We start from the raw sequence: 24,378 nt of genomic DNA, 5'->3' as shown, positions 1-24,378 counted from the left end.
CTTAGTATCTCACTACTACATCGAGTTCTATGGACTTTTTATTGGCATAGGAGCTGAGTGCTTCATCTAGCTCTCTTTGTGCTTTTGAGGTAAAGTTGTAACCGAATAAAACTACTCTGCTTGGCTCAAATGTTGGATCACTATCTAACTTTTCTAAAAGTGCTTTTAGCGCGTCCGTACTAAAGCCACTATACACAAGATAGAGTATCCCCTTACCCAGATGGGCTTTGTAGTCTGAGAGTTCTACACCTTGCAGTTCATAGCTAAGTTCCAAACCATCATACACTTTCCATGTAGTTAGGAGTACTTCAAGCTCTTCATTATTAAGTTTACTTCCATCAAAAAGAGTTGTATCTTCTTCAAGTTTCTCTATCTCATCCAGGTATCCATCCCATACAGGCATTGTCTCATAAATCTTGAAGCCAAGATCACCTTTACAGTTTGGATGTTCTTTTTTTATATTTTCTGATGCTTTTTTTAAACGTATTTGAGTTAATTCGGATACATCATGAGGCTTGCTATGCTCACCCAAAAATTCAATAGCATTCTTTATTGTTTTTTTTCCATCCCCTGCAGCATTGGCATATGCTTCGTCCAAATTTTCTCTAATCTGCACAAGTACAAATGATACTTCACTTCCTTCATTAACATTTAATTCCATCACAGCCTGTCCTGTAGTTCCTGAACCGGCAAAAAAGTCCAAAACAATATCATTATTGCCAACACCAATGGATTTCATTAATCTAATTAAAATACTCACATCTTTTGGATTTGTAAAATACTTGCCTCCCATCAATTTAGTCAATTGCTTCGAAGCAACCCTTCCGTCTTGATACTTTATGCTTGTTAAGCTTTGAGATTCAGTATCTTTCAGATATGTTTTATTATTTGGTACTGTGGTATGGTCTTTACCAAAATGCACAAGATTATCTTTGATTCTTTGTATCATGGTCTCTTCGGGATATCGCCATCCACTACTAGGGGCTTTGCAGACTTGTTTTGTAACAGGATGATCAACATCATATCTATACTGTCCATGATTTGGACCAGAAATATTATCAGGAAAATACACACCTTTTTCATCCATCCAAGTATAATGTTTACTTCCCATTATTGGATCTGACGCGGGAAATTGTTTATACCAAGATAAGGCATCTTTATGAATAGCACCCCAGTCATCTCCATGTTTTTTTCTAAACTTTTCAAAAGCTTTATAGATTAAATCTAGTCCCTCTTTTTTTTCTTTCCAGTCTCCACTATTATGTGCTTTACTTTTTACGTATACAAAAATGTACTCGTGCTGTATAGAAATGTATGATTGATCATTTTTACTACTATTTTTCCATACAATTTCACCTGCATAATTTTCTTCACCAAAGACTTCATCACAAAGTATTTTTAATTGTGCGTTCTCATTCTCATCAATTGAGATAAAAATCACCCCTTCCTCTTTAAGTAGCTGTCTTGCCACATAAAGCCGTGGATACATAAAAGTAAGCCATGCAGAGTGGGAGTTGGCATTACTTTGGGTAAACTCCAAAATCCTTTTGGCTTCATCCATGTCAATATCTGCCAAACGGCTAAGTTCTTGGGATGTAAATTTTCTATCATCATTATAGACAAATCCATCTGACCCTGTATTGTATGGTGGGTCGATATAGATCATTTTAATAGACTCGGCATAGGCGTTTGAGAGGTGTTTGAGCACCTCAAGATTGTCACCCTTAATGAGGAGATTTTGACTCTCTTTATTTTGCTCTTTGGTGTTGTGCTTTTTGTCTTCTTTGAGCAGTGTACGAGGGTTTTCGTTGGCAAGGAGTCTGGCATAAGATTTTCCTAACCAGTTCAGAGAATAACTCTCTTTTGAAAGCTCAAGCCCACTCTCTCCTACAATCTCCTCCATCTTATGAACGATGAAATTACCATCTTTATCAAAACACTGTGGAAAGTTTTTTTTGAGGAGTTCTACTTGTTGGCTGTTAGCAGTTACATTTTTATTGTCATTGAGGATCTCTTCTTGCATACTTCTCTACCCTTGTCAAATATTAAAATAAAATTAATATTGATTATACTACAAGCATACTTTCAAAGGATAAAGAAAAAGAACTGGGATCAAAGCCCGTGTCCTGTATAATCTAAGACATACATTTGCATCACAGCTCATAAGCAAAGGTGCTGATATAGTTTATGTGTCTAAAATGCTTGGGCACAAAGATGTTTCCATCACCCTAAAGATCTATACTAAATTCATAGAAGAGGATGACGAAATACGCTTTAAGAAAATAGAAAAAATGGGCACGATTTTGGGCACGGTGGACAGACAACACCTCTCAAAAGCCCTGTATATGGGGTTAAAAAGATGAGGATAAGAGTCTATTATGAAGATACCGATGCCGGAGGCATCACCTACCATACACGCTACATCAATTTCTGCGAAAGAGCACGTTCCGAAATATTTTTTGAACAAAACATGCTGCCTGGGGAGGGTTCCGACAGCGGTTTTGTGGTGCGCAACATCCATGCCGACTTTTTGGCTACTTCTACACTTGGGGATATGCTCGATGTTACATCGAAGATACTGAGTCAAAAAAGCAGTTCTATGGTCCTATTGCAGGAGATATTCAAAAATGATACGAAGGTCTTTTCCATGGAAGTGGTATTAGTCTATATTGAAGATGGAAGACCCAGACGTATTCCCAGAAAATTCAATACTATCTTTGACTATTTCGGAAAATACTAAAGGTCATCTCCAAGTCTGCTTCTATCAGGTTTTACAATCCTACCACACAAAAATACTGTAACAATAAACAGTGTCGGAGAATAGAAAGAGTATTGAGTGATGCAACAAAAGGCTAACGTCTTCTTCTTCGGGTATATTTCTTGTTGGTCTTGTAGATACGGAGAAGATCTGGTCTTGCAAACTGCATATAGCGGTGACGGGTAATGAGGACCGGCATGCCTACCCACGCCCAGTTGTAAATCAGCGGTATATCTTTTTTGTCCACATGGATGCAACCATGCGAAGAATAGTCGATATTCCCTTTATGCAGCGCATGCCCCCACGGTGTAAAGAAAAGACTGTAATCCATATTATTGCTGCCGTCAGGTTCAGGATATCTTTTGGAAGTATAGTAGCGTTTTTTCTGAAGTATGCTCCATTTTCCGGAAGGGGTGAATCCCATCTCTTCACCAGAAGAGATGCCGCCACTTAGCCAGACCGTGCCGTCACGGTCCACAGCATAGACCCTGCCGTCACTGTCTTCTTCCCTGACCGATACCAGGATGAAATCCTTGCCTGTCAAATCAATATCATGTTCATTTCCCTTTGTGTCTATATAGATGAATTCCGTTTTGGAAACAGGAATGAGTTCTCTGTCCCCCGCATGAAGAACAATGGAAAGGAAAAGCAAGGAAAGTACGATACGCTTCATCTAAAAACCTAATATAATGAAATTGAATATGATTATAACATAAAAGAGAGGAAATATCCTACCCCGAAACCGGGGTAGAAAGAGATAGAGAGGTACTTACTCGACCATCGCTTCAAGGTCTTCTTTGGCAACCTTGTTGAAGTTCAGGTATCTGTAGACATCATCCGTCATTTCAGGTTTGATCTTCTTGGTGACCAGTTCCATATATTCCTCGGCTGTCGGCAGTTTGCCTTTCAGGGCAACCACGGCTGCAAGCTCAGCAGAACCAAGATAGACTTGAGAATCTTTACCCAGTCTGTTGTCGAAGTTTCTTGTAGAAGTAGAGAATACATAGGCACCTTTAGCCACCTGTGCCTGGTTACCCATACAGAGTGAACATCCCGGAATCTCCGTTCTTGCACCTGCCGTACCGAAGATAGAGTAGTACCCCTCTTCGATCAGTGTATGCTCATCCATTTTTGTAGGAGGACATATCCACAGCTTTGTCGGTACCTGACCTTCACCTTTAAGGACTTCACCCAGCGCTCTGAAAAGACCAATATTAGTCATACATGAACCGACGAAGACTTCATCGATCTCCGTTCTAAGTCCCTGCTCATGGATTTCTGTCAGTGTCTTGACATCATCCGGATCGTTTGGACAGGCAAGAATCGGCTCTTTGATCTCATTCATGTCGATCTCGATGACCGCAGCATAATCTGCATCACTGTCTGCCTCAAGCAGTTCGGGATTCGCGATCCACTCTTTCATCTTGTCCGCACGTCTCTGAAGCGTTTGTTTGTCTTCATAGCCCTGATCGATCAACTCTTCTATGAGTACGATATTTGACTTAAGATACTCGATAATAGGCTCTTTGTCCAACTTGACCGTACATGCTGCTGCCGAACGCTCTGCCGATGCATCCGAAAGCTCAAATGCCTGCTCACACTTGAGGGTTTCAAGACCTTCGATCTCAAGAACACGACCTGCGAATATATTTTTCTTACCTTTCTTCTCAACAGTCAACAAACCGTCTTTGATCGCCTGGTAAGGAATGGCATTGACCAAGTCTCGCAGTGTGATACCAGGCTGCATTTCACCTTTGAATCTTACAAGTACAGACTCAGGCATTGTCAAAGGCATCATACCTGTTACCGCTGCAAAAGCAACAAGACCCGAACCTGCAGGAAACGAGATACCGATTGGGAAACGTGTATGTGAGTCTCCACCCGTACCAACCGTGTCCGGAAGACACATTCTGTTCAGCCAGCTGTGGATAACACCGTCACCCGGTCTGAGGATGAAACCTTTTCTCTCTGTCCAGAACTTCGGCAGTGTATGCTGAAGGTTGATATCTGCAGGCTTCGGGTAGGCCGCTGTGTGACAGAATGACTGAAGTACGAAGTCTGCACCAAAGCTGAGTGCCGCAAGCTCTTTGATCTCGTCTCTTGTCATAGGGCCCGTCGTATCCTGTGATCCGACCGTAGTACATACCGGCTCACAATAGGTACCTGGCTTTACGCCTTCCATGCTGCATGCTTTACCCACCATTTTCTGTGCAAGGGTGAATCCTCTGCCGTTATCTTCAGGCATTGTTGGTGTCATGAACATGTCGCTTGCACCCATACCAAGCGATTCTCTTGCTTTGGCAGTCAGGCCTTTACCGATGATCAAAGGAATACGTCCGCCTGCTCTCATCTCATCAGGAAGCGTATTTGGCTCTAGCGTAAACTCTGAAACAACTTTTCCATCTTTCTCTATTACACCTTCAAAGGGCTTCACTGTAATCACGTCACCTGTCTCAAGTTCCGCCACCGGAGCCTGGATAGGCAGACATCCACTATCTTCTGCTGTATTGAAGAAAATAGGCGCGATAATATCACCAATGACCACTCCGCCTGTTCTTTTGTTGGGAACACCTGGAATGTCATGTCCCATGTGCCACTGAACAGAGTTGATACCTGACTTTCTTGAAGAGCCGGTACCAACAACATCACCCACATACGCCAAAGGATGACCTTTTTTCTTCAACTCTGCCATTGTCTCCAGTGGATTTTCCATTCTTGACTGGAGGAAAGAATTCGCATGAAGAGGAATGTCCGCTCTTGTGAACGCTTCAGAAGCAGGAGAAAGGTCATCTGTGTTGGTCTCCCCAGGGATCTTGTAAACGGTAAGCGTGATCTCTTTTTCCAATTCAGGTTTGTTCGTGAACCACTCGGCGTTCGCCCATGATTCAATCACCTGTTTTGCGAATTCGTTGCCTTCATCCATCAGTGTTTTAACTGTCTCGAAGTCACCATAAACCAAAATAGTATTTTTCAGCTGGTCTGCCGCTTCCTGAGCGATGGCAACATCCTGGTTTCTCAACGCATCGATCAGTGGCCCTATATTGTAACCGCCAAGCATAGCACCGAGGATCTCAACCGCTTCGAATTTGGTGATAGCACTGCTCTTCGCGTCGTCCTGGACGATCGCGTTCAGGAATGCTGCTTTTACGTAAGCTGCATCATCCACACCTGCAGGTACTTTATTCTTCAAAAGATCCAGCAGATATTCTTTTTCTACGATTGGGTCTGCTTTAAGCAGTTCCACAAGTTCCGCTGTCGCTTCAGCCGTCAATGGCAACGGCGGTACACCAAGTTTCGCACGTTCTTCTGTGTGTGCTTTATATTCTTCTACTAAGGCCATAATGGTCTCCTGTTCATTTTGAATTTGTAAATAAATAGTATCGAAATGAGGTTAAATCTTATTTGAATGATAAGCTTATAAAAAGTAGTTGGTGACGGTGTAGCAAAATGTTACAGAAAAAGTACCCTCCGTCACTCTTTTGGGAAAGTTTTTAAGCATTTAGAGAATTTCTCTGTTACCTTTTGCATTCGGTGCGGAGAGTACTCCCATCGCTTCAAGCTGCTCGATAATATTGGCCGAACGGTTGTACCCTATCTGCAGTTTTCTCTGCAGGTAGGAGATGGAAGTCTTTTTGTCGCTCAGTACGATCTGTTTTGCCTCTTCGAAAAGGGGATCAAGGTCAACCTCTCCACTCTCGCCGTTCCCTCCTTTGCCTGTGGCACCTCCGGTGACCAGATAGCTTTCATCATACTCAGGTGCTCTCTGCGCTTTAATGAACTCAACGACCTCTTCTATCTCTTCTTCCGTATTCCATGGCGCATGTATACGTACCAGTCCCGTTGTACCCGGAGGCGTGAAAAGACCGTCCCCGCGTCCCAGCAGACTGTCGGCTCCCAAAGCATCCAGAATGACTTTGGAGTCAATACGCGACCCGACCCTGTAACTCAAACGGGAAGGAAGATTGGCTTTAATGAGTCCGGTCACGACATCCACCGATGGACGCTGGGTCGCCACGATCAAGTGAATACCGCAGGCCCGTGATTTCTGTGCCAGACGCGCAATAGAAAGCTCCACCTCTTTCCCGCCGTTCATCATCAAATCTGCCAGTTCATCAATGACCACAACAATATAAGGGAAGGTTTCACCCCCTGTCTTTTTAACCTTTTCATTATAGTTCTCAATATTTTTCGTGCGTGCTTCAGCCATCAGTTTATAGCGCCGCTCCATCTCGCCTACCATATTGGCAAGTGCCGCGATCGCTTTGACCGGCTCCGTGATCACCGGAGTAATAAGATGCGGAATATCTTCATAGCTCGCAAACTCCAGCATCTTCGGATCGATCAGCATCAGCTTGAGATGCTCCGGATCGTTCCGGTAAAGCAGGGAGAGGATCATCGCGTTTATCCCCACTGATTTACCCGAACCTGTCGTACCCGCGATAAGCAGATGCGGTAGTTTTTTAATATCTGTAATAAAGGGCTTTCCTACGATATCTTTTCCCAATGCAACGGTCAGAGGCGATTTCGATTCCTTAAAAAGATCACTCTCAAGGATCTCCCTGAGATAGATCGTATCGATCTTCTCGTTGGGAATTTCTATCCCTACCACATCACGTCCCGGAATGGGTGCCAGGATACGAATGGTCTCCGCACTCAGAGCCATGGCAAGGTCATCCTGCAGTCCCAGGATCTTGGAGACCTTTACATTGGGTGCCGGCTTGAATTCAAACGTGGTGACCAGCGGTCCGCTATAGGTACGTACCACATCTCCATCAACTTTGAACTGCTGCAGTTTAGAAAGGAGATCTTCTATTTTTCTGTCGATCTCCGCTTCATTGATCTTCCTGGTCTTCTTCGGAGCCTTCTGCAAAAAGTCCAGCTTGGGAAGTTTGAAGTTCTTCGGCTTTGCCACCTTCCCCTTTTCTATCTGGTCGAGCAGTTTGGAGTTCTCCTCCAGTTCCTCTACGATCTCCACACCTGTCTTACTGCTGGCACTCGGACGTTTTGTCTTTTTATCCGTCAGCGCCAAGGCTTCTTCGGCTTCATGTTCAAGTTCGAGTATCTCGTTGCGAACAGGATCGTCCATCTCGTCAACATCTTTAACCACTCTCTCTTTCGGTTTGAGCAGTGTTTTGCTCTTCGTCGCTGTCTTTCTCGGCTTACGGGTTCTTTTGGGCTTTTCTTCGATTACATCGATGATCGGCATCATCTCATCCTCGAGTTTCGGAGAGGAGAAGGGGTTGGTGAAGATCACCCTGAAGAACTTTTTCAATCCGCTGCCAATGGGTTTGAGCATATCTCCAGGCGAACGGCTTTTCTCTTTTTTTCTGCCACGTTTTTCTTTTCTTTCCGGCAGGAGCGATCTCCAGGAGAAGTCATCTTCCAGTATGAAGACCAGGGAGAGTATCATGACCATCAGCCAGAGTAGCCAGAGTCCGGCTTTTCCTATCAGCGGAGCAAGGAAAGCAACGATTTGTGTACCGATGAAGCCGATATGTTTGCTTTCAACCACCAAAGATTCGAAAAGAACGGCTCCTATAAAAAGAAGGATCCACCCCAGATAGAAATCGATCTCCTTTCTTACCTTTGGCTGGCTATAGAGTTTATAGAGCGGATAAAAGAGTATGATAATATTGATATAGGCAAAGTAACCAAAAAGATGCAGATTTGTATCTCCAATGAGTTTTCCTATATTCCCGACCAGTGCCGTTTCATGAAAAAGTGTAGAAAAAGCACCATACATAAACAGTATAGCCGTAATGATAATAGCAATTTTCACTCGTTGTCCTAATTTCATATTAATTAATGAAGATATTATAACGTATAAACTTTAGTCATCTATAAAAAAATGGCAAATTGTCATAAAAGCCTCTTTTTTAAGACCCCCTAAACAGTATTTAAGCGATGCGGGGGTAGAATTCTTTCTACATTTCAGGATGTACAGGCCGCAGTGATGGAACTGGTAGACTTGGTAGACTCAAAATCTTCTGCCTTCGGGCGTGGCGGTTCGAATCCGCCCTGCGGTACCACCTAATGTTAATAGCCTGTCTGCTTTCAGACAAACTCTTTTGCGGGAGTAGCTCAGTTGGCTAGAGCGTCAGCCTTCCAAGCTGAGGGTCGCGGGTTCGAGTCCCGTCTCCCGCTCCACTTTAACGACACATGGATAGTTGCGGGCGTAGCTCAGCGGTAGAGCATAACCTTGCCAAGGTTAGGGTCGACGGTTCGATCCCGTTCGCCCGCTCCATGATTTTTCATTCATTTTTCCCACTAAAATAAAATTACTTATACCTGTTAATATCCCTGTTCTTTTCATCCTGCCTCTTTGACTTCAACATATTTTTTTATAGTTGGAGTAGTATTGCCTACAAGAACTGTGGAGACTGGGTAGAGGAGTCCTGCCGTACTGCCTTAACAGAGAAAGAGGACAGAACATGGGAAGTCATAACGTGGGAAAGTCGAGCCAGGGATCTGCACCTGCATTGACAGATTTCAACCCCCGAAACCAGGGGATTAGCCTCCCATAACGGTCATACGGGAGGAACGCTAATACTTCTCCAAGGGGTCATAGCGTACGATGGCCGGTTTGGAGAAGTTGGGTACATCGTCGTAGGAGAATACCGCATAGTACTTCTCTTTGTCGAAGGAGGCAAAGTTGTCGTAGGTCCAGGTGTCTTTTCCACCGTAGAGCTTTACACCGTCCATAAAGTGCTTTGGCGGATGAAAGCTGTTACGGACTACATAATAACCAGCCAGTGCCTCATCTTCCACTTTGTTCCAGCTCAGTTTGATCATCCTGTTCTCTTTGCTGATCTTGACATTCTCAACTGCTGCGACAGGTGTTCTGCGTTTTTCAATGTATTTGACGACAAGCTCGACATCTTCATGCCACTTGGTAATGCGACTCTTCGCACCCAGTGCAGATGTCGGTTTGATGACCAGTTTGAGTGTTTTGCCTTCCTGGTGCAGTTCATCGAGTACCTGCTTTGAAAGCGTATCAAAATTAAAGTACTGGTACTCTTTGGCATTGAGGTCAGACTCTGCCACTTCGTAACCGATATATTCGATCTTCTCACGGTTCTTGATATCCTCATACGTTCCTGCTTCACCGATCTCCACCAGTTCGACATAGAAACGGATGTCCGTCTTCTTTTTAAAAGTATTCTTGTTGCGTATTTTCAAAGCGCACTGTATGATCATCGTTTTGTTATGTTCCGGCAGCTGTGAAAGATCAAAATCAAGATAGCCGTACACTTTGTCACCATTGGCATCGAAACCGCTTTGCAGCACAGACTCCTCGACACCCTCTTTTGAAATAGTCGTGAAAGTCTGTACCGGAAGGTTTATCTTTTCATTCTTAATGGTATATTTAATATCAAGCATCGGACGGTAATGGATCCCTCCGCCAAACTGTCCGTAACCGATATCGAATTGCATCATCTGGCTGTCTTCACCGTCCGGCAGGTATTTAGGCCCGTCGATCCTGAATACCGCCTCTTTATTCTCTATCTCTTCCTGTAGCATTTCACACTCTCTCTGGGAGAATTCCCAGAAGTTCCAGATACCCTGTGTCAACTGGCGTGACTTGATCGCCTGCCCGATGATCCCTTTGGACTCGGCATTCTCTATCTCATTAAAATCAGTGATCTCGGAGAAACTGCCGTGTTTGAGCAGGGAGAGGTCCCATTGGCCGAACTTTTCGATCTTTGCACCTACCCTGTTCATTGGATAGAGGTAGAAACGAGCCGATTTGATTATGGCATTTTTCGGCAAGGCACTCAGGTCAATCGTGGCAACCGCATCACAGATACCTTTGGATTTGTTGATACCCACAAAAAGCGAGTTGAGCCCAAAGTGTGAACGGTTCTGCTCCTGAGTATACTGTCCGACATACCCTGTTCCCTCTTTGGTCGCGAAGATCAGCTTGAAGAACTCGTCTTCATCAAGTTTCGTTCTTACTTTGACCACCGGCGCGAAGGGTGATTTGTAGGAAGTCGTCTTGCTGACGGCACGAATGGTATAGTGATAGTTGGTCGAACTCTCAAGGTCAGTATCGACAAAACGATTCTCCCCTGCTATACCGATCTTTGTACGCTCGTTGCAGGCATCCTTGTCTTTGGTACTTCGGTAAATTTCGAAGAAAATGTCATCACGCTTTTCATACTTCCATACCAATGTAACCGTACTGGATGTCCTGTCATCAATAGTAAAGTCTTCCACCCTTCCCGGTGCATAGGAGGAGTAGTTGATGACTTCGGAGAAAGTTTTAATAAGTGCCGGAATATTCTCATGTATACTGCTGCTCATACTTTTCATATAGTCAGGAATATTCTTCGTTCCTACTTCCACAACCAATGCTATGATCCCTCTGGAGTAGTAGTACTCCCGTCCGCTTCCACTGATGAGATGTGCAGGTGGCTTGCCACGGTGGATACCGTACTTTCTTCCCGTGATCTTGACGAATTCATCGTTCATGTTCGCAGCGATCACGTTCATATCGGTACCGTCGATCTCCGCTTCATGATGGAACTTGTGTGCCGGGAAGAATACGTTCCCCTGGGAGTGGTAATCGAGCGCAATGGTGATATTGTCATGTGTATCGACGAACTCTTTGATGGCCCTGGTCTCTGCCTCGGAAAAGGGTTCTTCTCCGCCATAAACATTGGAACTTGTGTCTTTCTGCTTAACAAAACCTATGGAGAAGTTCCTGTTCAGGTCTACGCCGTAAGTACCGTCATGGTTCTTGCGGCGGTTCTTTCTCCAGAAAGAAAAGTGTTTACGCGAATACTCATACCCGTCAGGGTTCAGACAGGGAACCATATAGAGGGTGGATTCAGACAGTGCTTTTTCCAGTACCGGGTCCACAGTCCAGTTCTCAGCAACATGGCTAATGAATTTAAGTGCCAGCTCATGCCCGATCCACTCTCTGGCATGAATACTCCCCGTATAGAGCAGTGCCGGCTTTTCATCTGCCGTTTCAACATTGTTTGATATTTTCGCAAGGACAATATCACGCCCTTCGTAAGTGGTACCTATCTTGATGATCTCGATGAGGTCGGGGTACTGTTTCTCCATAATATGAAGAAATTCCAGACTCTCCTGGTATGACATATATTGGTTTTTCATTGATGTTAGTTCTCTTTAATAAATTTTAGAAGTTATTTGATGCATAAAACAGGCCAATAGTATATTGGACTGATCTATAGACCATTGCAGAGTGCTTTGATGCACCTGCAATCATATAGCCCTAGAGTTTCTTTTTGAATTCTTTCCACTCTTCCTGAAGTTTGGTCAGGAACTTTTTCTTGAACCATGATATCTCTTCTACAAGCTTTTCAGGAGCAGTTTCAAGGGCATGTACCAGTTCTGCGGTATCGAATTTGTCCATGATCTTTTCGGCTTTTTTCTTGCCTATCCCCTCAACGGAAGTCAGAAGTTTTTCCACTTTCTTTTCTGTAAGTTCAATCATATTCTCCTGTTCGGCAGACTCTGCATTCTCATCTTCATCATTGTAGTGGGGATTGCTCTGGGCATGTACTTTTCGGATGGTCTTACCGTAATTATCCTGGAAATTCCACTTTTCACTCGGCCACTCCTCTTTGGTCCTGTCCTCTGTAAGCAGTATCGGGTAAAGTGAATCCAACTCATGAAGATACATTTCTCCCTCTTCTGTCTCTTTGGTCTTGCTGTCAAGGAAGAATGCACCGTCATAACTCGGTGTATAACGTCCAAACGTGATGTAACGCAGTGTTCTGAGTACTGAAGCATCCATCTTTCCAAGCTCTTCCCAGTTATACAGAGGAATATTCGGTAACGGGAATCTTCCGTTGGAGAACTTCCACATGAGGTACTGTCCTATCCAGTCCCTGATGTACGGGAAAGCGGCAAATGCCGTTGCACACTCAAGGATACGGTATTTACCATCTTCGCCTACAGCAATATCACAGGCCCAGTACTCGGCATTGGCAGCTTTGGAAACTTTAACGGCAAGGTCAAGCAACTCTTTGGGTACATCCATATAGTCCATGCTTCCACCCTGTGAAGTGTTGGTCAGCCACTCACCTTCAGGCGGTCTTCTCCAGAAAGCACACACAGGCTTGTGCCCGATGAGCATCACACGGACATCGGCTTCCATAGGAACGAAATCCTGCATATAGACCGGGTGATATTTCTTCTGTGCAAGAAGGTTGTGTGCTTCCTGGGCAGAGTCCACTTTATGTACGAAGTACCCACCGTAGTTTGACGGGCCATAGGATTTTTTGATGATCTTTGGGAAAGACGTTTTGTTAATGAATTTTTCCGCTTTGTCATGATCGTAAAAAATATATGTTTTAGGGATAGGTATATCGTATTTCCATGCAAAACGTGTAACATTCTCCTTGGACTTGTTCGAGAACTGTGTGTCCATAGAAGGGATGAACTGCACATGCGGCAGCTCTCTGGCGATCTCTCTGAACGTTTCATACGCCGTCGCGGGAATGTTACCGATGAGCACATCGATCTTCTTTCTCTTCACCTCTTTGACAAATCTGTCCTTATCGTTCTTCCAGTGGTACGTTACCGTTTCAATTTTGTCCGGCCATCCTTTAAAGTTCGATTTGTCAAAAAATCTCAATACGTAATCAAGATAGAGTAGTCCCAGTTTCGGTAGTTTTTGCTGTTTGTTTTTTTTTGCCATTTTTTCCTCTTTTAAGTTTTTATTTTTTTGTTTTTCTGTCGATCAGATCTACGATCAGGTCGATCTTTTTATCATTGAAGTTCAGTCCCATCTTCTCCTGTTCCGGTGTCGCAAACGCGGGAATGCCATTCACTTCCAGCACCACGTACTCTTCACGTTCAAGATCATAAATGATATCCACTCCTGCAATATCGGTACCGCAGACCTTTGCAGCCTTTTTCGCAAGATTGATAATATCGTCGTTAGGCTCACGCATAAAGACAGAACCACCGCTTGTCACGTTCGTACGCCAGTCCGTTCCACTTGCTTTTCTTCCGTAACATCCCACAAACTCTCCATCTACAATGTCTACACGGAAATCGGTATTGTCATACTTGACGAATTTTTCCACATAGAAGAAACGAAGGTCCATCTGGTTGAGGAAGGGAAGCAGGGTATCAAGTGTCGCTTCACTTTCGATCTTGGTCAGCCCTACACCGCCCCAGCCGTCTGTAGGCTTATAGACCATTTTGTCCCACTTTTTGATGATCTTTTTGAGTTCATGTCCGTCATCTCTGTGGCAGAGCTTGAAACTCGGCGTAGCAACACCATGCTGTCTGAGAAGAAAAGAAGTTTGGAACTTGTCTTCTGTCAAAGCAAAGGCATCATACGTATTGATCATAGGCATCACCCTGTTGAGTGCCTGGTAAAGAAAGACCTGGTACTGTGTCTGTTCTCCGGCATTATAAGAGAAAAAGAGATCAAGTTCATCTATTTTTAATTTATCATGAAGGATATGCCCGTTCTTCGCAACTGCATGTCGCAGATTTATATCTGTTACCGTCTCAATATCCCTCTCTTTAAGCTTTTTTACGATCTTTTTCTGGATCTTGTCGCCACCGCCATTACTGTACAACCACATACCGATTTCTCTGGCCATCTCTTCTCCTGCACGTTCCCTGAAATTAATGTATAATTTTACTATAATTTACTAAAATATCTTCAGAGATTTATTACATTTCAATTACAGAATATGGAGTAGCAATGGGCAGCATCGATTTTACAGAACTCAAAAAGATCATCGAGATCAATTCCTGGACCAAAAACAAAGAGGGTGTAGACCGTAACGGAGAGATCTTCGCCTACTGGCTGGAAGAGCTCGGATATACCCTGACAAGGTACCCCCGCGAAGAGATAGGCGACCACCTGCATCTTACTTCCACACGAAAAGAGGGAAAGAAACTGCTGCTGCTCGGCCATCTCGACACCGTATTCCCTCCCGGTACATTCGAAAAATTCAAAGAAGATGAAGCATGGATATACGGTCCGGGTGTCTGTGATATGAAGGGCGGGAACTATGTAGCGCTTGAGGCACTGAGAAATGTTCACAGAAAATTCGGAGAGATACACAATATCGACTTCCTCCTCGTCAGCGATGAGGAAACAGGCAGTGACGACAGTAAACATCTCTCTGCCAGACTCGCAAAGGATTATGACTACTGTATGGTCTTTGAGGCAGCCGGTCTCCATAATGAAGTTGTAGTGGGAAGGAAAGGGGTCGGTACCTTTTTCATAGACATAGAAGGGGTTGCGGCACATGCAGGAAACAATTACAGCAAAGGTGCCGATGCCAACCTTGAAGCAGCGATAAAACTGCAAAAACTCGTAGCCCTGACAGACCTGGAAAAAGAGACCACAGTGAATGTCGGAAAGATCAGCGGCGGCATAGGTGCCAATACCATATCGCCCCATGCTCATCTGACATTTGAACTGCGCTATACGAATACCCATGAAAGAGACAGAGTACTCAAGGCAATCGATGAAATCGTCTCGTGTGCCTATGTGGACGGTACAGAATCGATACTTTCCGGTGGCATACAAAGAGATGTTATGCAGCCCTCTCCTGCACAAATGACTTTCATAGACAATATCAATGATGTCTGCGATATCGTGTTACCTACAGAAAAACGCGGCGGTGTCAGCGATGCGAACATCATCTCCTCTCAGGGAGTTGCCACACTGGACGGCTGGGGTCCTTACGGTGACGGTGACCATACCATTCACGAGAGGGCTTCCAAAAAGAGCTTCAAAGAACGCATCTCACTTGTAACGGAGATATTTCAACATTTCCTTGAGGGTAAGATCTAACTTTTATGGTGCGTGGTTATGCACCCTTGGGACTCTTCTACATCAGCAAGAGTCAGAGCGAACAATACATTGACATCATGTTGTATCAGCACCTTTTGTGCCTCCTGAAGTGTTATCCCCGTAGTGATGATATCGTCCACCAATATAACATCCACACCTCTTTTCCCGGTATAGACAAAATCCCTGGGGTGGTCCAGACGGTATTGCAGTGGCTTCCCCGAGTAGTTTACCCTGTTTTTTGCCAACAGTGAAGCATGCTGTGGCAAAGCCTGTTTACATTTCATCGCCCGTGTCAGCAATGCAACGTGCGAATAACCATTCCTGACATATTCATCTATACCGACAATAAACACTCTCCCCTCATCGTTTTCAATGAACTCTTTGATAAAAGGCCTAAAAAAGAGTTTTCCCAGTTTTTTAAAAATACGGTAGCCTTCGGGCTTGTGCTTGGTATGAAGCAGGCTCTCCAGTGTGGCATATCTGAAAAAACTGATGACATCCAGCGTGCCGACCGTTCTGGTCCTGACTGTAGGAACGAACAGCGTCTCCCGACACTGTTTGCAAAGAATATCGAGACTGAGTTTTGAACAGCTATAGCAACGCATGATACTCCTTTGTAGATTTGGTCATACCACAAACCTACGGTATGATCCGATTTAGAGCCTCAAGCGCACCCATAGGCAATGCTATCTGTGCACCAATGCTCTCTCTTGGGTTGATACGTATGAGCGGAACATCGAATCTGTCTGTCATCTGTTCGGAAGTGTTCCTCACCGTGGGGACGGCTGTTCCGGCACCCATTTCGATGATCGCCGGTTTTCCACCTTCTTCCAGTCTGTCAAGCCACAGGGCCAATCGTTCTCTCTGTCCATCCGTCCGGGCATACTCCCAGCCATAATCACCGAACATCAGGATATTGGGCCGTGCCATAGTGCCACAGAACGGACAGACCGGCAGAGGATCTTTCGCTCTGAAATCATCCGTGATCTCTATCTGTATATCCTCGGCACTCCATATCATTCCCTGACAATTGTCTATACATTGCAGATGATGAATGGAACCGTGACACTCCATAATCCGCTCTTCGGAAAAGCCTGCTTTCTGGAACTGCCCATCGACATTGGAGGTAAAAACAAAACTTCCATATTTTTTAGTATTAGACAGATGAAGCAGTTTTTTGAACCCTTCGTGCGGCTCGGTCTCACGGTAAAGCTGGAGCCTGTGTCCGTAAAATGCCCAGGCCAGATGAGGATCGTTCTCAAACCACTCCGGATTGGCCATCTCCTCAAACCGTAAGCCCAGTTCTTTTACCTTCGGATAAGCATTCCAGAAACCTTCCACTCCTCTGAAATCCGGCAGGCCGCTGTCCACACCCATCCCGGCACCGGCAGTAATGAAAAGTGCATTGGCATCATTCAAAATCTTTTTTGCTTCTTCAATCTCTTTTTCGTACATCCGGAAATTATAGCATATGATTATCATATATAAATAGTGATTTAGAATGTTACAGAAAGGCCAACATACCGATGCTGATCTATTTGTACGTTCCGGTATTTATCTGGAGTATGCCAAAGCCTATCTCGAAGATGAACAGATAGACAATGTGGATGAGGAATCACTGCTGGGTTAGAGGATATTCCTCAGTACGATGGCATAGTGCATCACAAAGAGATTCAAAAAGAATATCAGCAGACTCGAACCTCTGGAAAGAAACTGCTGAATCGGCGTTCTTTCCCTGCCGTTCGTTTTGTATGCGATGATGAAGTGTATTACCGTCGCTACGGTAAGGATCGCAACGAGAATGACCTTCATCTGCAGGGCATTCGATATAGGACTTCCGTTGGGATGCAGCATGATCTCAAAGAGATGGAAGTTGATCCCCATGATGAATCCCGTGCTCAAGAGGAGTATCAGGGCTACCACTTCGAACCATCCAAAGATAGGCCCTACGTGCGGGTAAACTTCCTGCTGCGCTTTCTTATCCCTGAGCGTGATACCGAGGACGAACATGAATACCGACCCGCCGATCCAGCTGATGGCCATGATCAGATGGATATGAAATGCCCATTTTGTGATCCACTCCCACATCTTAGCTGTCCAGCTTCAGGACAGCCATGAATGCCTCCTGCGGTACCTGTACCTTACCGATGGCTTTCATACGCTTCTTACCTGCTTTCTGTTTCTCAAGCAGTTTACGTTTACGGGTGATGTCCCCTCCGTAACATTTGGCGGTCACGTTCTTGCCCATGGACTTGACGTTGGAGCGCGCGATGACATTGTTGCCGATACTCGCCTGGATCGCCACTTCAAAAAGTTGTCTCGGGATGAGTTCTTTTAGCTGGCCGACAAAAGCCAGGCCTCTGGTTCGCGCTTTGTCCTCGGGTACGATGATCGAGAGAGAGTCCACCACTTCTCCTGCTACCCTGATGTCAAGCTTCACCAAATTTCCCGGCCTGAAACCGATGGGTTCATAGTCAAAACTTGCATAGCCTTTGGTGGTGGATTTGAGTTTGTCATAAAAATCCATTACGATCTCGTTCATGGGGATATCATACTCCATCAATACACGCGTCTCGTTCAGATAATCCATTTTTATCTGTATCCCGCGACGGTCGTTCAGCAGTTTGATGAGATTGCCCACATACTCCTGCGGTGTCAGAATGGTCGCTTTGACATAAGGTTCGTAAATCGTATCGATCTTTTGCGGTTCAGGCAGTTCCGAAGGGTTCTGTATCTCAATCTCTTCACCGTCGGTCTTCTTGACCTTGTAAACGACCGTAGGAGCCGTAGCGATGAGCTCGAGATTGAACTCTCTCTCCAGACGCTCTTTGATCACTTCCATGTGCAGCATTCCAAGGAAACCCGTTCTGAAACCGGAACCCAGTGCCATGGAACTTTCCGGCTCAAAGCTCAGTGAAGAGTCATTGAGCTTAAGTTTGTTGAGTGCATCACGAAGGTCTTCGAACTTGTCCGTTTCTATCGGGTAGATACCTGCAAAGACAAAGGGTTTGGCAGGTTCAAAACCACCGATAGCCTCTGCCGTAGGGTTCTTGGCATCCGTAATCGTATCACCCACCTGAAGTGCTTCGACCGTTTTGAGTCCTGTCACGACGAGCCCTACCTCTCCAGTGGAGATCTCGTTGGTCTTGACAGGTTTGATCGGGTTGGGATACATCAGGTCAAGTACCTGATGCTCCTCTTTTGTTCCCATGATCTTTATTTTCTGCCCCTTCTCTATTTTCCCTTCAAAGACGCGTACCAGTGCCAGCGCACCCAGATAGTTGTCAAACCAGCTGTCATAGATGAGTGCTTTGGTCGGTGCATTGATATCGCCCTTAGGTGCCGGAATACGTTCCACGATCATATCGATCAGTTCCGGGACACCCTGCCCTGTTTTGGCAGAGACCAGAGCATGCTCCGTTGCATCTATGCCTATGGCTTCTTCAAGCTCGGAGAGTACTCTGTCAGGATCGGCTGCAGGCAGGTCGATCTTATTCACGACCGGCAAAAGTTCCAGGTCATTCTCTATGGCGATGTAAACATTGGCAATGGTCTGTGCCTCCACCCCCTGTGCCGCATCAACAATGAGAAGCGCCCCTTCACACGAAGCCAGAGAACGGCTTACTTCATAAGAGAAGTCAACGTGGCCCGGAGTGTCAATGAGGTTAAGGATGTAGTGCTCACCGTCTTTGATATAGTCCAGACGTACCGACTGTGCCTTGATGGTGATACCACGCTCTTTCTCTATATCCATCGTATCCATTACCTGCGCGGACATCTGTCTGTCAGAGACCGCCCCGCATTCTTGTATGATACGGTCAGCCAGGGTGGATTTACCATGGTCGATATGAGCGATGATGGAGAAGTTACGGATATTCTCCTGTGGTACTTTTTTTGTCACTTTTTTCCTTATCTGACCAAATAAAAATTCTTTTTCATCCGGTGTTGTAGGGTGTAGTCTCCCGACAACACTCTGTTTGGTTTATGCATTGTTTTTTGGTGCTGTGAAGGCACAGCACCCTACAGTATTTAGTTCGTCTCAAAAAGAGAATTAACACTCTCATTGTTGTGTACTCTTCTGATCACTTCCCCGAGCATGGAAGCTGTAGAGAGCATCTTGATCTTCGTACAGGGTCTGGTCATCGGTATGGTATTTGCCACAACAAGCTCATCGAGCTCACCCTTTTCAAGGCGATCGAATGCCGGCCCGGAGAGTACCGGATGCGTACAGCAGGCCATAACAGAGGTCGCACCAAGATTCTTCAGTGCCGCTGCCGCTTTGACCATAGTCCCTGCCGTATCGACCATATCGTCGATAAGGATAACATCTTTACCTTCCACATCACCGATGATGTTCATTACTTCGGACTCGTTTGCCTTTTCACGACGTTTATCGACAATGACCATATCGAGTCCCAGCTTATTGGCAAAATATCTGGCTCTTGCCACACCGCCGATATCCGGAGAGGCAATAATAGGATTCTTGAAATTCTTCGCTTTGATGTAATCCATAAACAAAATCGCTCCATAGAGGTTATCTACCGGAATATCGAAAAAACCCTGGATCTGTGAAGCATGCAGGTCGACAGTGACCATACGCGTGATACCCGCTGTCTCCATCAGGTTCGCTACCAGTTTGGCAGAGATAGGTACTCTCGGTGCCGCCTTTCTGTCCTGTCTTGCATAACCGTAATACGGAACGACCGCCGTGATGGATTTGGCTGAAGAACGCTTCAATGCATCCGTCATGATAAGCAGTTCCATCAGATTCGCATTGGCCGGTGCTGAGGTTGGCTGGACAATGAAGACATCCTTCCCGCGTACACTTTCAGATATCTGAACATTGATCTCACCATCAGAGAAACGATTGATCTTTGCCTGCGAAAGAGGCATTTCAAGGTAATTGGCTATCTCTTGCGAGAGTTCAGGGTTCGCTGTTCCGGAAAAGATCATATATCCGCTCATTGTGCACCTTTTGTAAATAAATTAGTAGGCGTATTTTACACAAAAGTTGATAAAAAGGGGATTTAAAGCTCCCGAATACTAAACTATTACCGCACTAACTAAATAATTAATATAAGTACGGTTTTAAATGATAAGAAAAGTTTTTAGAAAGAAGAAGAATACGGGCGGAAAGCAAAACAAGATCGATGCCTTTTTGGAAAAATACCATCTTCCCAAAGACTATCTTGGTATCAACCGCCGTTCGGTCACACGCGGTGTAGGCATTGGGCTTTTCTGGGGCTTCATTCCCATGCCTATGCAGATGGCCGCCGTACTGGCCACGACACCGTTCATCCGTTTCAATGTACCCATCGCTATCTCCATGGTCTGGCTCAGCAATCCTTTTACCATGCCGCCGATGTACTACATGGAGTACCTCACGGGAAACTTTTTGCTCGGACGGGAAGGGATACACAATGTCGAACTGACGGTAGAGTGGTTCAAGAACAACCTTGGCGATATCTTCTTACCCCTCTATGTTGGTACAGCATTCTACTCCATTGTCGTATCGGGTTTGATCTACCTTGGATTGAACTGGCTATGGATACACTCAGTCAGAAAAGAGAAAGCCGAAAAGGATATTGCACGCAAAAAGCGCAGGGAAGAAAAAAAGCGTAAAAAACAGGAAAAGTCTAAAAATAAACGCTTCTGTTTGACCTCATCACAGGAACATGACCCGCAGATAAAAAAGAAACCGTAGGGTTTGTAATGCCCCGCAGGCTAGCCCGGGTGCATGCACCGTCTTAACAGATCACTCCGCCGCCCAATAGTCTTCTGCCATCATAAAATGCTGCGACCTGCTCTTTTGCCAGTCCAAAAACCGGTTCAGTCAGTACAACGGTGGCTCGCTCTCCCTTTATCTTGACATGACAGGGTACTGCTCTCGTACGGTAACGTACCTTCACTTCGCAGTCGAACTCTACAAGGTCTTCAAAAAGGTTGATCTGCTTGACCTCGAAGGCATTCTCTTCCAGTTTTTCACGTGTACCCACCACGATCTGGTTGCTTTCGGGTTTGATGTCTATAACGAAGTGCGGATCATGGGCGCCGTTGACAAAAAAGCCCCTTCTTTTGCCGATGGTATAGTGCATGTAGCCTTTATGTGTTCCGACGACATTGCCCTGCGTGTCAACCGTTTCTCCGGGCATATCTATATCCATATGCTTTGCCAGCACTTCGTCATAGGTATTTTCCACAAAACAGATCTCACTGCTTTCCGCCTGTGTCGCGAACTCTTTGAGTACGTCAATATTGGCAGCATATGCTTTGACATCATCCTTGATCCATGTACCAAGCGGGAAGAGAAGCCTTGGCAGGACCTCTTTTTTTACTTCCGAAAGAAAATAGCTCTGATCTTTACCTGCATCTTCTGCCGCATATATATAATTTCCATCACATTGCAAGTAATGTCCCGTTGCAACAAATTCAATACCCAATGTGTCGGCGAACTCGACCATTTTCCCAAATTTGATGGTACGGTTGCACATCACGCAGGGGTTGGGTGTCAATCCCTTTTTATAGCTCTCTACAAAATACTCATAGACATTGGCATTGAATGCTTCGCTCAGGTCATGAAAATGCACTTTGATCCCGAGATAGTCGGCGACCTTTTGTACTTTTTCCCAGTTATCTTCATGGTACCCGGGCTTGTCATGCAGTCTCATGTAGACACCCTCAACCTCATAGCCTTCTTTTTGCAGTAGCACGGCTGTCACAGTAGAGTCCACCCCACCGCTCATTCCTACCAGAACTTTTCCTTTTGTCATATCTTCTTTACCTCTTTTATCTGCACCGCGATCTCATCATCTACCATGACAAGTCTGGCAGTTGCAATCTTTTTTTTCTCAACAAAAAGTGAAATATCATCCATATCTACTTGGGTGGTTTCCACTTTATGTCCAGCTTCAAGTACCCTGCTTCTTAAAGTAGCCAATGAAATTTCCACTTCTTTATATTTTTTATTATCAATTTTGTTTACTATATATTTTACTGGTTCAACTATCTGAATCGTCATACTTTCATCATAAGAAACAAGCACCGCTTTTGCACAGCCATTCTCCTCTGAAACAAGTATCATTTCCATCTGTTGCATTCCAAGAAGAAGTACATCACCCTTGGACAACTTTTTGAGTAAACTCTTCTTGAGCGTGACGGAGGGCAGACACAATTCATACTCTGGATAGACCTGGTGTTTCTGCATCAGTCTTTCCAGACGAAGCGCCTGATTCTCATCCTTCATGCACATCCCCGATGAACTTTTCAAGCAGATACTCCTTGCTTGCCACCAGCAGATCATCCGGTACTTCCTGTCCAGTCGAGAAGTAGCTCATCGGAAGGTCATAGAGCAGCATGAAATTAAGCAGTGTACCGAAATGTTTCGTCTCATCGAACTTGGATATGATCACGGAGTCCAGGTTCAGAAAAGAGAAGTTCTCATGGATATCTTCCATATCTTCATACTTCACCGTTGCTGCAAGCACCAGTGCCACTTCGATCTTTTTAGGTATCTTTGTATTGACGAACTCGATCGTCTTGACGAATTTCTGTGTATCATAGGGAGACATGCCGGCAGTATCGACCAGGATAATATCATAGGAACTCAGTGCTTCTATCTTTTCTCCAAACGCATCGGCAGAGGCGATGGAGTAATGTTCTATCTGCATGATATCCGCATAATGCGCCAACTGTTCGATGGCACCGACCTTGTAGCTGTCGAGGTTGATAAGCGCCACTTTATAGGGCCGGTCCAGCAGGTAGGCATACCGGGCAGCCAGTTTGGCGATCGTGGTTGTTTTCCCTACGCCTGTCGGCCCGACAAGCATCATGATCTTTGAGTGATCCAGATCTTCCTCTTTAACCTTGAGGGTTTCATCGATCTCTTCAAGCAGATAGGAGACAAGCAGCTGTGCATCATCCATAACCGTTGTACCGATAAGGGGGATAAGTATACTGTCAAGCCATTGTTCGGCGATACCTTTTTGCATGAAAAGTTTCTTGACATCGTCTGCAACCGTACCGAACCTGCCTTTTTGCAACAGCCCGTTATGCATCTCTTCAAGCTGTGTCTTGAGCTCACCGATCTCATCCAGAAGTGTTTCTTCCTCATTTTCAGGGCCCGTATAAAGTGCCTGTGTACCGAACGACTTCTCCATAAAAAGTGCTTTGGGTACGGCGATGACCACTTCGGAACGCAGTTCATCGTCATCGTACTTCACCTGCTTTGCAGAAACGATCTTGATATCGGTACCGTATTTATCCACAGCCTGTTCATACGCACTTTTGGGATCGGCGGCTACAAATGTTTCATTGATCATTATCTTACCTTTTCTTTCATCATTGACAGAGGGATCAGCACTGATGCTCTCTGCATCCATGAGGGATGCGGAAGTGTCAATTCTCTACTCTCCATCCTGATATCCTCATAAAATATCAAGTCTATATCCAGTGTTCTTGGTCCGTCTTTAAACAAACGTTTTCTGCCAAACTTCTTTTCTACCCGAAGAACATAACGCAGTAATTGCTTTGGTGTCAGATCGGTCTCTACAAGCAATGTCGCGTTCAAAAAATCATTCTGTTCCAGAAAACCGAACGGTGGATTTTTCAGTATCGGTGAGCTCTCCAGTAAATAAACAAATTCGGAATCTTTCAGGTACCAGTAAAAATGCTCGAAACGACGGAGTACATCACCTACATTCCCGCCGATCCCCAGAAGCGCTCTGTAGCGCATACGGGATTTTCTCTTTGCATTATAGGGAAAATGAGGGGTAAAAATCAATGTCAAGTCTTTGTTCAGTTTTTTTCTTTTTACCATTTA

Annotated in this window: 21 protein-coding genes and 3 tRNA genes; 8 read left to right on the top strand and 16 right to left on the bottom strand. The window is 45.0% G+C overall.

Features of this window, described 5'->3' with window-relative positions:
• Position 1: 1 nt before the first annotated feature.
• Positions 2 to 2,023, bottom strand: a complete 2,022-nt coding sequence (locus YH65_RS04095) for a site-specific DNA-methyltransferase (protein ID WP_046550749.1) — start codon at positions 2,021 to 2,023, stop codon at positions 2 to 4.
• 88 nt (positions 2,024 to 2,111) lie between these two features.
• Here YH65_RS04095 and YH65_RS11630 point away from each other — a divergent pair, with 88 nt between their 5' ends.
• The gene (locus YH65_RS11630; protein WP_084722018.1) at positions 2,112 to 2,363 is read left to right on the top strand and encodes a tyrosine-type recombinase/integrase; all 252 of its coding nucleotides are present in this window, start codon (positions 2,112 to 2,114) and stop codon (positions 2,361 to 2,363) included.
• Positions 2,360 to 2,740, top strand: a complete 381-nt coding sequence (locus YH65_RS04090; protein ID WP_046550748.1) for a YbgC/FadM family acyl-CoA thioesterase — start codon at positions 2,360 to 2,362, stop codon at positions 2,738 to 2,740. The genes YH65_RS11630 and YH65_RS04090 overlap by 4 nt, the downstream gene beginning before the upstream one ends.
• A gap of 112 nt (positions 2,741 to 2,852) precedes the next feature.
• Here YH65_RS04090 and YH65_RS04085 read toward each other — a convergent pair whose 3' ends face one another.
• The 3 genes from YH65_RS04085 to YH65_RS04075 all read right to left on the bottom strand — a co-directional run bounded on the left by YH65_RS04085 (position 2,853) and on the right by YH65_RS04075 (position 8,537).
• Positions 2,853 to 3,431 (bottom strand): L,D-transpeptidase, encoded by a 579-nt coding sequence (locus YH65_RS04085; protein WP_046550747.1) that lies wholly within the window; start codon positions 3,429 to 3,431, stop codon positions 2,853 to 2,855.
• A 96-nt stretch (positions 3,432 to 3,527) separates the two neighbouring features.
• Positions 3,528 to 6,098: a bifunctional aconitate hydratase 2/2-methylisocitrate dehydratase gene (gene acnB, locus YH65_RS04080; RefSeq protein WP_046550746.1), complete on the bottom strand. Its 2,571-nt coding sequence runs from the start codon at positions 6,096 to 6,098 to the stop codon at positions 3,528 to 3,530.
• A gap of 159 nt (positions 6,099 to 6,257) precedes the next feature.
• On the bottom strand, positions 6,258 to 8,537 hold the full coding sequence (locus YH65_RS04075) for an FtsK/SpoIIIE family DNA translocase (RefSeq protein ID WP_179944243.1): 2,280 nt from the start codon (positions 8,535 to 8,537) through the stop codon (positions 6,258 to 6,260).
• Between the two features lie 165 nt (positions 8,538 to 8,702).
• Here YH65_RS04075 and YH65_RS04070 point away from each other — a divergent pair.
• From YH65_RS04070 to YH65_RS04060, 3 genes are all read left to right on the top strand, one after another.
• A tRNA-Leu gene (locus tag YH65_RS04070) sits at positions 8,703 to 8,787 on the top strand.
• Positions 8,788 to 8,828: 41 nt separating this feature from the next.
• Positions 8,829 to 8,905, top strand: a tRNA-Gly gene (locus YH65_RS04065).
• 22 nt (positions 8,906 to 8,927) lie between these two features.
• Positions 8,928 to 9,002, top strand: a tRNA-Gly gene (locus YH65_RS04060).
• 299 nt (positions 9,003 to 9,301) lie between these two features.
• Here the strand turns inward: YH65_RS04060 and YH65_RS04055 are convergent.
• From YH65_RS04055 to YH65_RS04045, 3 genes are all read right to left on the bottom strand, one after another.
• The gene (locus YH65_RS04055; protein WP_046550745.1) at positions 9,302 to 11,881 is read right to left on the bottom strand and encodes a M14 family metallopeptidase; all 2,580 of its coding nucleotides are present in this window, start codon (positions 11,879 to 11,881) and stop codon (positions 9,302 to 9,304) included.
• A gap of 121 nt (positions 11,882 to 12,002) precedes the next feature.
• Positions 12,003 to 13,433: an ATP-grasp domain-containing protein gene (locus YH65_RS04050; RefSeq protein ID WP_046550744.1), complete on the bottom strand. Its 1,431-nt coding sequence runs from the start codon at positions 13,431 to 13,433 to the stop codon at positions 12,003 to 12,005.
• Positions 13,434 to 13,452: 19 nt separating this feature from the next.
• Positions 13,453 to 14,352 carry an ATP-grasp domain-containing protein gene (locus tag YH65_RS04045; protein WP_046550743.1) on the bottom strand — a complete coding sequence of 300 codons (900 nt, stop codon included), beginning with the start codon at positions 14,350 to 14,352 and terminating at the stop codon, positions 13,453 to 13,455.
• 104 nt (positions 14,353 to 14,456) lie between these two features.
• Between YH65_RS04045 and YH65_RS04040 the strand changes: the two genes are divergently transcribed.
• Entirely contained in the window at positions 14,457 to 15,560 is a 1,104-nt protein-coding gene (locus tag YH65_RS04040; RefSeq protein WP_046550742.1) for a M20 family metallopeptidase, read from the top strand.
• Here YH65_RS04040 and YH65_RS04035 read toward each other — a convergent pair.
• Both YH65_RS04035 and YH65_RS04030 read right to left on the bottom strand, forming a co-directional pair.
• The gene (locus YH65_RS04035; RefSeq protein WP_046550741.1) at positions 15,557 to 16,165 is read right to left on the bottom strand and encodes a phosphoribosyltransferase; all 609 of its coding nucleotides are present in this window, start codon (positions 16,163 to 16,165) and stop codon (positions 15,557 to 15,559) included. The genes YH65_RS04040 and YH65_RS04035 overlap by 4 nt on opposite strands.
• 34 nt (positions 16,166 to 16,199) lie before the next feature.
• Positions 16,200 to 17,015 (bottom strand): SIR2 family NAD-dependent protein deacylase, encoded by an 816-nt coding sequence (locus tag YH65_RS04030; protein WP_046550740.1) that lies wholly within the window; start codon positions 17,013 to 17,015, stop codon positions 16,200 to 16,202.
• A 46-nt stretch (positions 17,016 to 17,061) separates the two neighbouring features.
• On the opposite strand from YH65_RS04030, the gene YH65_RS11705 reads away from it, so the two are divergent.
• Entirely contained in the window at positions 17,062 to 17,190 is a 129-nt protein-coding gene (locus YH65_RS11705) for a hypothetical protein (protein ID WP_281175047.1), read from the top strand.
• On the opposite strand, the gene YH65_RS04025 is transcribed toward YH65_RS11705, so the two are convergent.
• The 3 genes from YH65_RS04025 to YH65_RS04015 all read right to left on the bottom strand — a co-directional run bounded on the left by YH65_RS04025 (position 17,187) and on the right by YH65_RS04015 (position 20,525).
• Positions 17,187 to 17,648, bottom strand: a complete 462-nt coding sequence (locus tag YH65_RS04025; RefSeq protein ID WP_046550739.1) for a hypothetical protein — start codon at positions 17,646 to 17,648, stop codon at positions 17,187 to 17,189. The genes YH65_RS11705 and YH65_RS04025 overlap by 4 nt on opposite strands.
• Before the next feature lies 1 nt (position 17,649).
• Positions 17,650 to 19,461 carry a translation elongation factor 4 gene (lepA, locus tag YH65_RS04020; protein ID WP_046550738.1) on the bottom strand — a complete coding sequence of 604 codons (1,812 nt, stop codon included), beginning with the start codon at positions 19,459 to 19,461 and terminating at the stop codon, positions 17,650 to 17,652.
• A 128-nt stretch (positions 19,462 to 19,589) separates the two neighbouring features.
• A complete protein-coding gene (locus tag YH65_RS04015) occupies positions 19,590 to 20,525 on the bottom strand; it encodes a ribose-phosphate pyrophosphokinase (RefSeq protein ID WP_046550737.1) in 936 nt (311 codons plus the stop codon).
• Between the two features lie 127 nt (positions 20,526 to 20,652).
• Between YH65_RS04015 and YH65_RS04010 the strand changes: the two genes are divergently transcribed.
• Positions 20,653 to 21,264 carry a DUF2062 domain-containing protein gene (locus YH65_RS04010; RefSeq protein WP_046550736.1) on the top strand — a complete coding sequence of 204 codons (612 nt, stop codon included), beginning with the start codon at positions 20,653 to 20,655 and terminating at the stop codon, positions 21,262 to 21,264.
• A gap of 43 nt (positions 21,265 to 21,307) precedes the next feature.
• Here YH65_RS04010 and mnmA read toward each other — a convergent pair whose 3' ends face one another.
• Genes mnmA through folK form a run of 4 tightly spaced genes read right to left on the bottom strand, consistent with a single transcriptional unit; the run spans position 21,308 to position 24,375 of the window.
• Positions 21,308 to 22,330 (bottom strand): tRNA 2-thiouridine(34) synthase MnmA, encoded by a 1,023-nt coding sequence (mnmA, locus tag YH65_RS04005; RefSeq protein WP_046550735.1) that lies wholly within the window; start codon positions 22,328 to 22,330, stop codon positions 21,308 to 21,310.
• Positions 22,327 to 22,803, bottom strand: a complete 477-nt coding sequence (locus tag YH65_RS04000) for a FliM/FliN family flagellar motor switch protein (RefSeq protein WP_046550734.1) — start codon at positions 22,801 to 22,803, stop codon at positions 22,327 to 22,329. Before YH65_RS04000 ends, mnmA begins: the two co-directional genes overlap by 4 nt.
• On the bottom strand, positions 22,793 to 23,878 hold the full coding sequence (locus YH65_RS03995) for a flagellar biosynthesis protein FlhF (RefSeq protein ID WP_046550733.1): 1,086 nt from the start codon (positions 23,876 to 23,878) through the stop codon (positions 22,793 to 22,795). The genes YH65_RS04000 and YH65_RS03995 overlap by 11 nt, the downstream gene beginning before the upstream one ends.
• On the bottom strand, positions 23,878 to 24,375 hold the full coding sequence (gene folK, locus YH65_RS03990; protein ID WP_046550732.1) for a 2-amino-4-hydroxy-6-hydroxymethyldihydropteridine diphosphokinase: 498 nt from the start codon (positions 24,373 to 24,375) through the stop codon (positions 23,878 to 23,880). The genes YH65_RS03995 and folK overlap by 1 nt, the downstream gene beginning before the upstream one ends.
• Between the last annotated feature and the right edge of the window lie 3 nt (positions 24,376 to 24,378).

Source organism: Sulfurovum lithotrophicum, assembly GCF_000987835.1.
Lineage (GTDB): Bacteria > Campylobacterota > Campylobacteria > Campylobacterales > Sulfurovaceae > Sulfurovum > Sulfurovum lithotrophicum.
The sequence above is the reverse complement of the archived record's forward strand: the minus strand, read 5'-3'. Positions and strand labels throughout refer to the sequence as shown.

Bases quoted from the DNA above. Each gene is read 5' to 3' on its own strand.
- YH65_RS04095 (WP_046550749.1), bottom strand. From the start codon at position 2,023: ATGCAAGAAGAGATCCTCAATGACAATAAAAATGTAACTGCTAACAGC.
- YH65_RS04090 (WP_046550748.1), top strand. From the start codon at position 2,360: ATGAGGATAAGAGTCTATTATGAAGATACCGATGCCGGAGGCATCACC.
- YH65_RS04085 (WP_046550747.1), bottom strand. From the start codon at position 3,431: ATGAAGCGTATCGTACTTTCCTTGCTTTTCCTTTCCATTGTTCTTCAT.
- acnB (WP_046550746.1), bottom strand. From the start codon at position 6,098: ATGGCCTTAGTAGAAGAATATAAAGCACACACAGAAGAACGTGCGAAA.
- YH65_RS04055 (WP_046550745.1), bottom strand. From the start codon at position 11,881: ATGAAAAACCAATATATGTCATACCAGGAGAGTCTGGAATTTCTTCAT.
- YH65_RS04050 (WP_046550744.1), bottom strand. From the start codon at position 13,433: ATGGCAAAAAAAAACAAACAGCAAAAACTACCGAAACTGGGACTACTC.
- YH65_RS04045 (WP_046550743.1), bottom strand. From the start codon at position 14,352: ATGGCCAGAGAAATCGGTATGTGGTTGTACAGTAATGGCGGTGGCGAC.
- YH65_RS04040 (WP_046550742.1), top strand. From the start codon at position 14,457: ATGGGCAGCATCGATTTTACAGAACTCAAAAAGATCATCGAGATCAAT.
- YH65_RS04035 (WP_046550741.1), bottom strand. From the start codon at position 16,165: ATGCGTTGCTATAGCTGTTCAAAACTCAGTCTCGATATTCTTTGCAAA.
- YH65_RS04030 (WP_046550740.1), bottom strand. From the start codon at position 17,015: ATGTACGAAAAAGAGATTGAAGAAGCAAAAAAGATTTTGAATGATGCC.
- YH65_RS11705 (WP_281175047.1), top strand. From the start codon at position 17,062: ATGTTACAGAAAGGCCAACATACCGATGCTGATCTATTTGTACGTTCC.
- YH65_RS04025 (WP_046550739.1), bottom strand. From the start codon at position 17,648: ATGTGGGAGTGGATCACAAAATGGGCATTTCATATCCATCTGATCATG.
- YH65_RS04015 (WP_046550737.1), bottom strand. From the start codon at position 20,525: ATGAGCGGATATATGATCTTTTCCGGAACAGCGAACCCTGAACTCTCG.
- YH65_RS04010 (WP_046550736.1), top strand. From the start codon at position 20,653: ATGATAAGAAAAGTTTTTAGAAAGAAGAAGAATACGGGCGGAAAGCAA.
- mnmA (WP_046550735.1), bottom strand. From the start codon at position 22,330: ATGACAAAAGGAAAAGTTCTGGTAGGAATGAGCGGTGGGGTGGACTCT.
- YH65_RS04000 (WP_046550734.1), bottom strand. From the start codon at position 22,803: ATGAAGGATGAGAATCAGGCGCTTCGTCTGGAAAGACTGATGCAGAAA.
- YH65_RS03995 (WP_046550733.1), bottom strand. From the start codon at position 23,878: ATGATCAATGAAACATTTGTAGCCGCCGATCCCAAAAGTGCGTATGAA.
- folK (WP_046550732.1), bottom strand. From the start codon at position 24,375: ATGGTAAAAAGAAAAAAACTGAACAAAGACTTGACATTGATTTTTACC.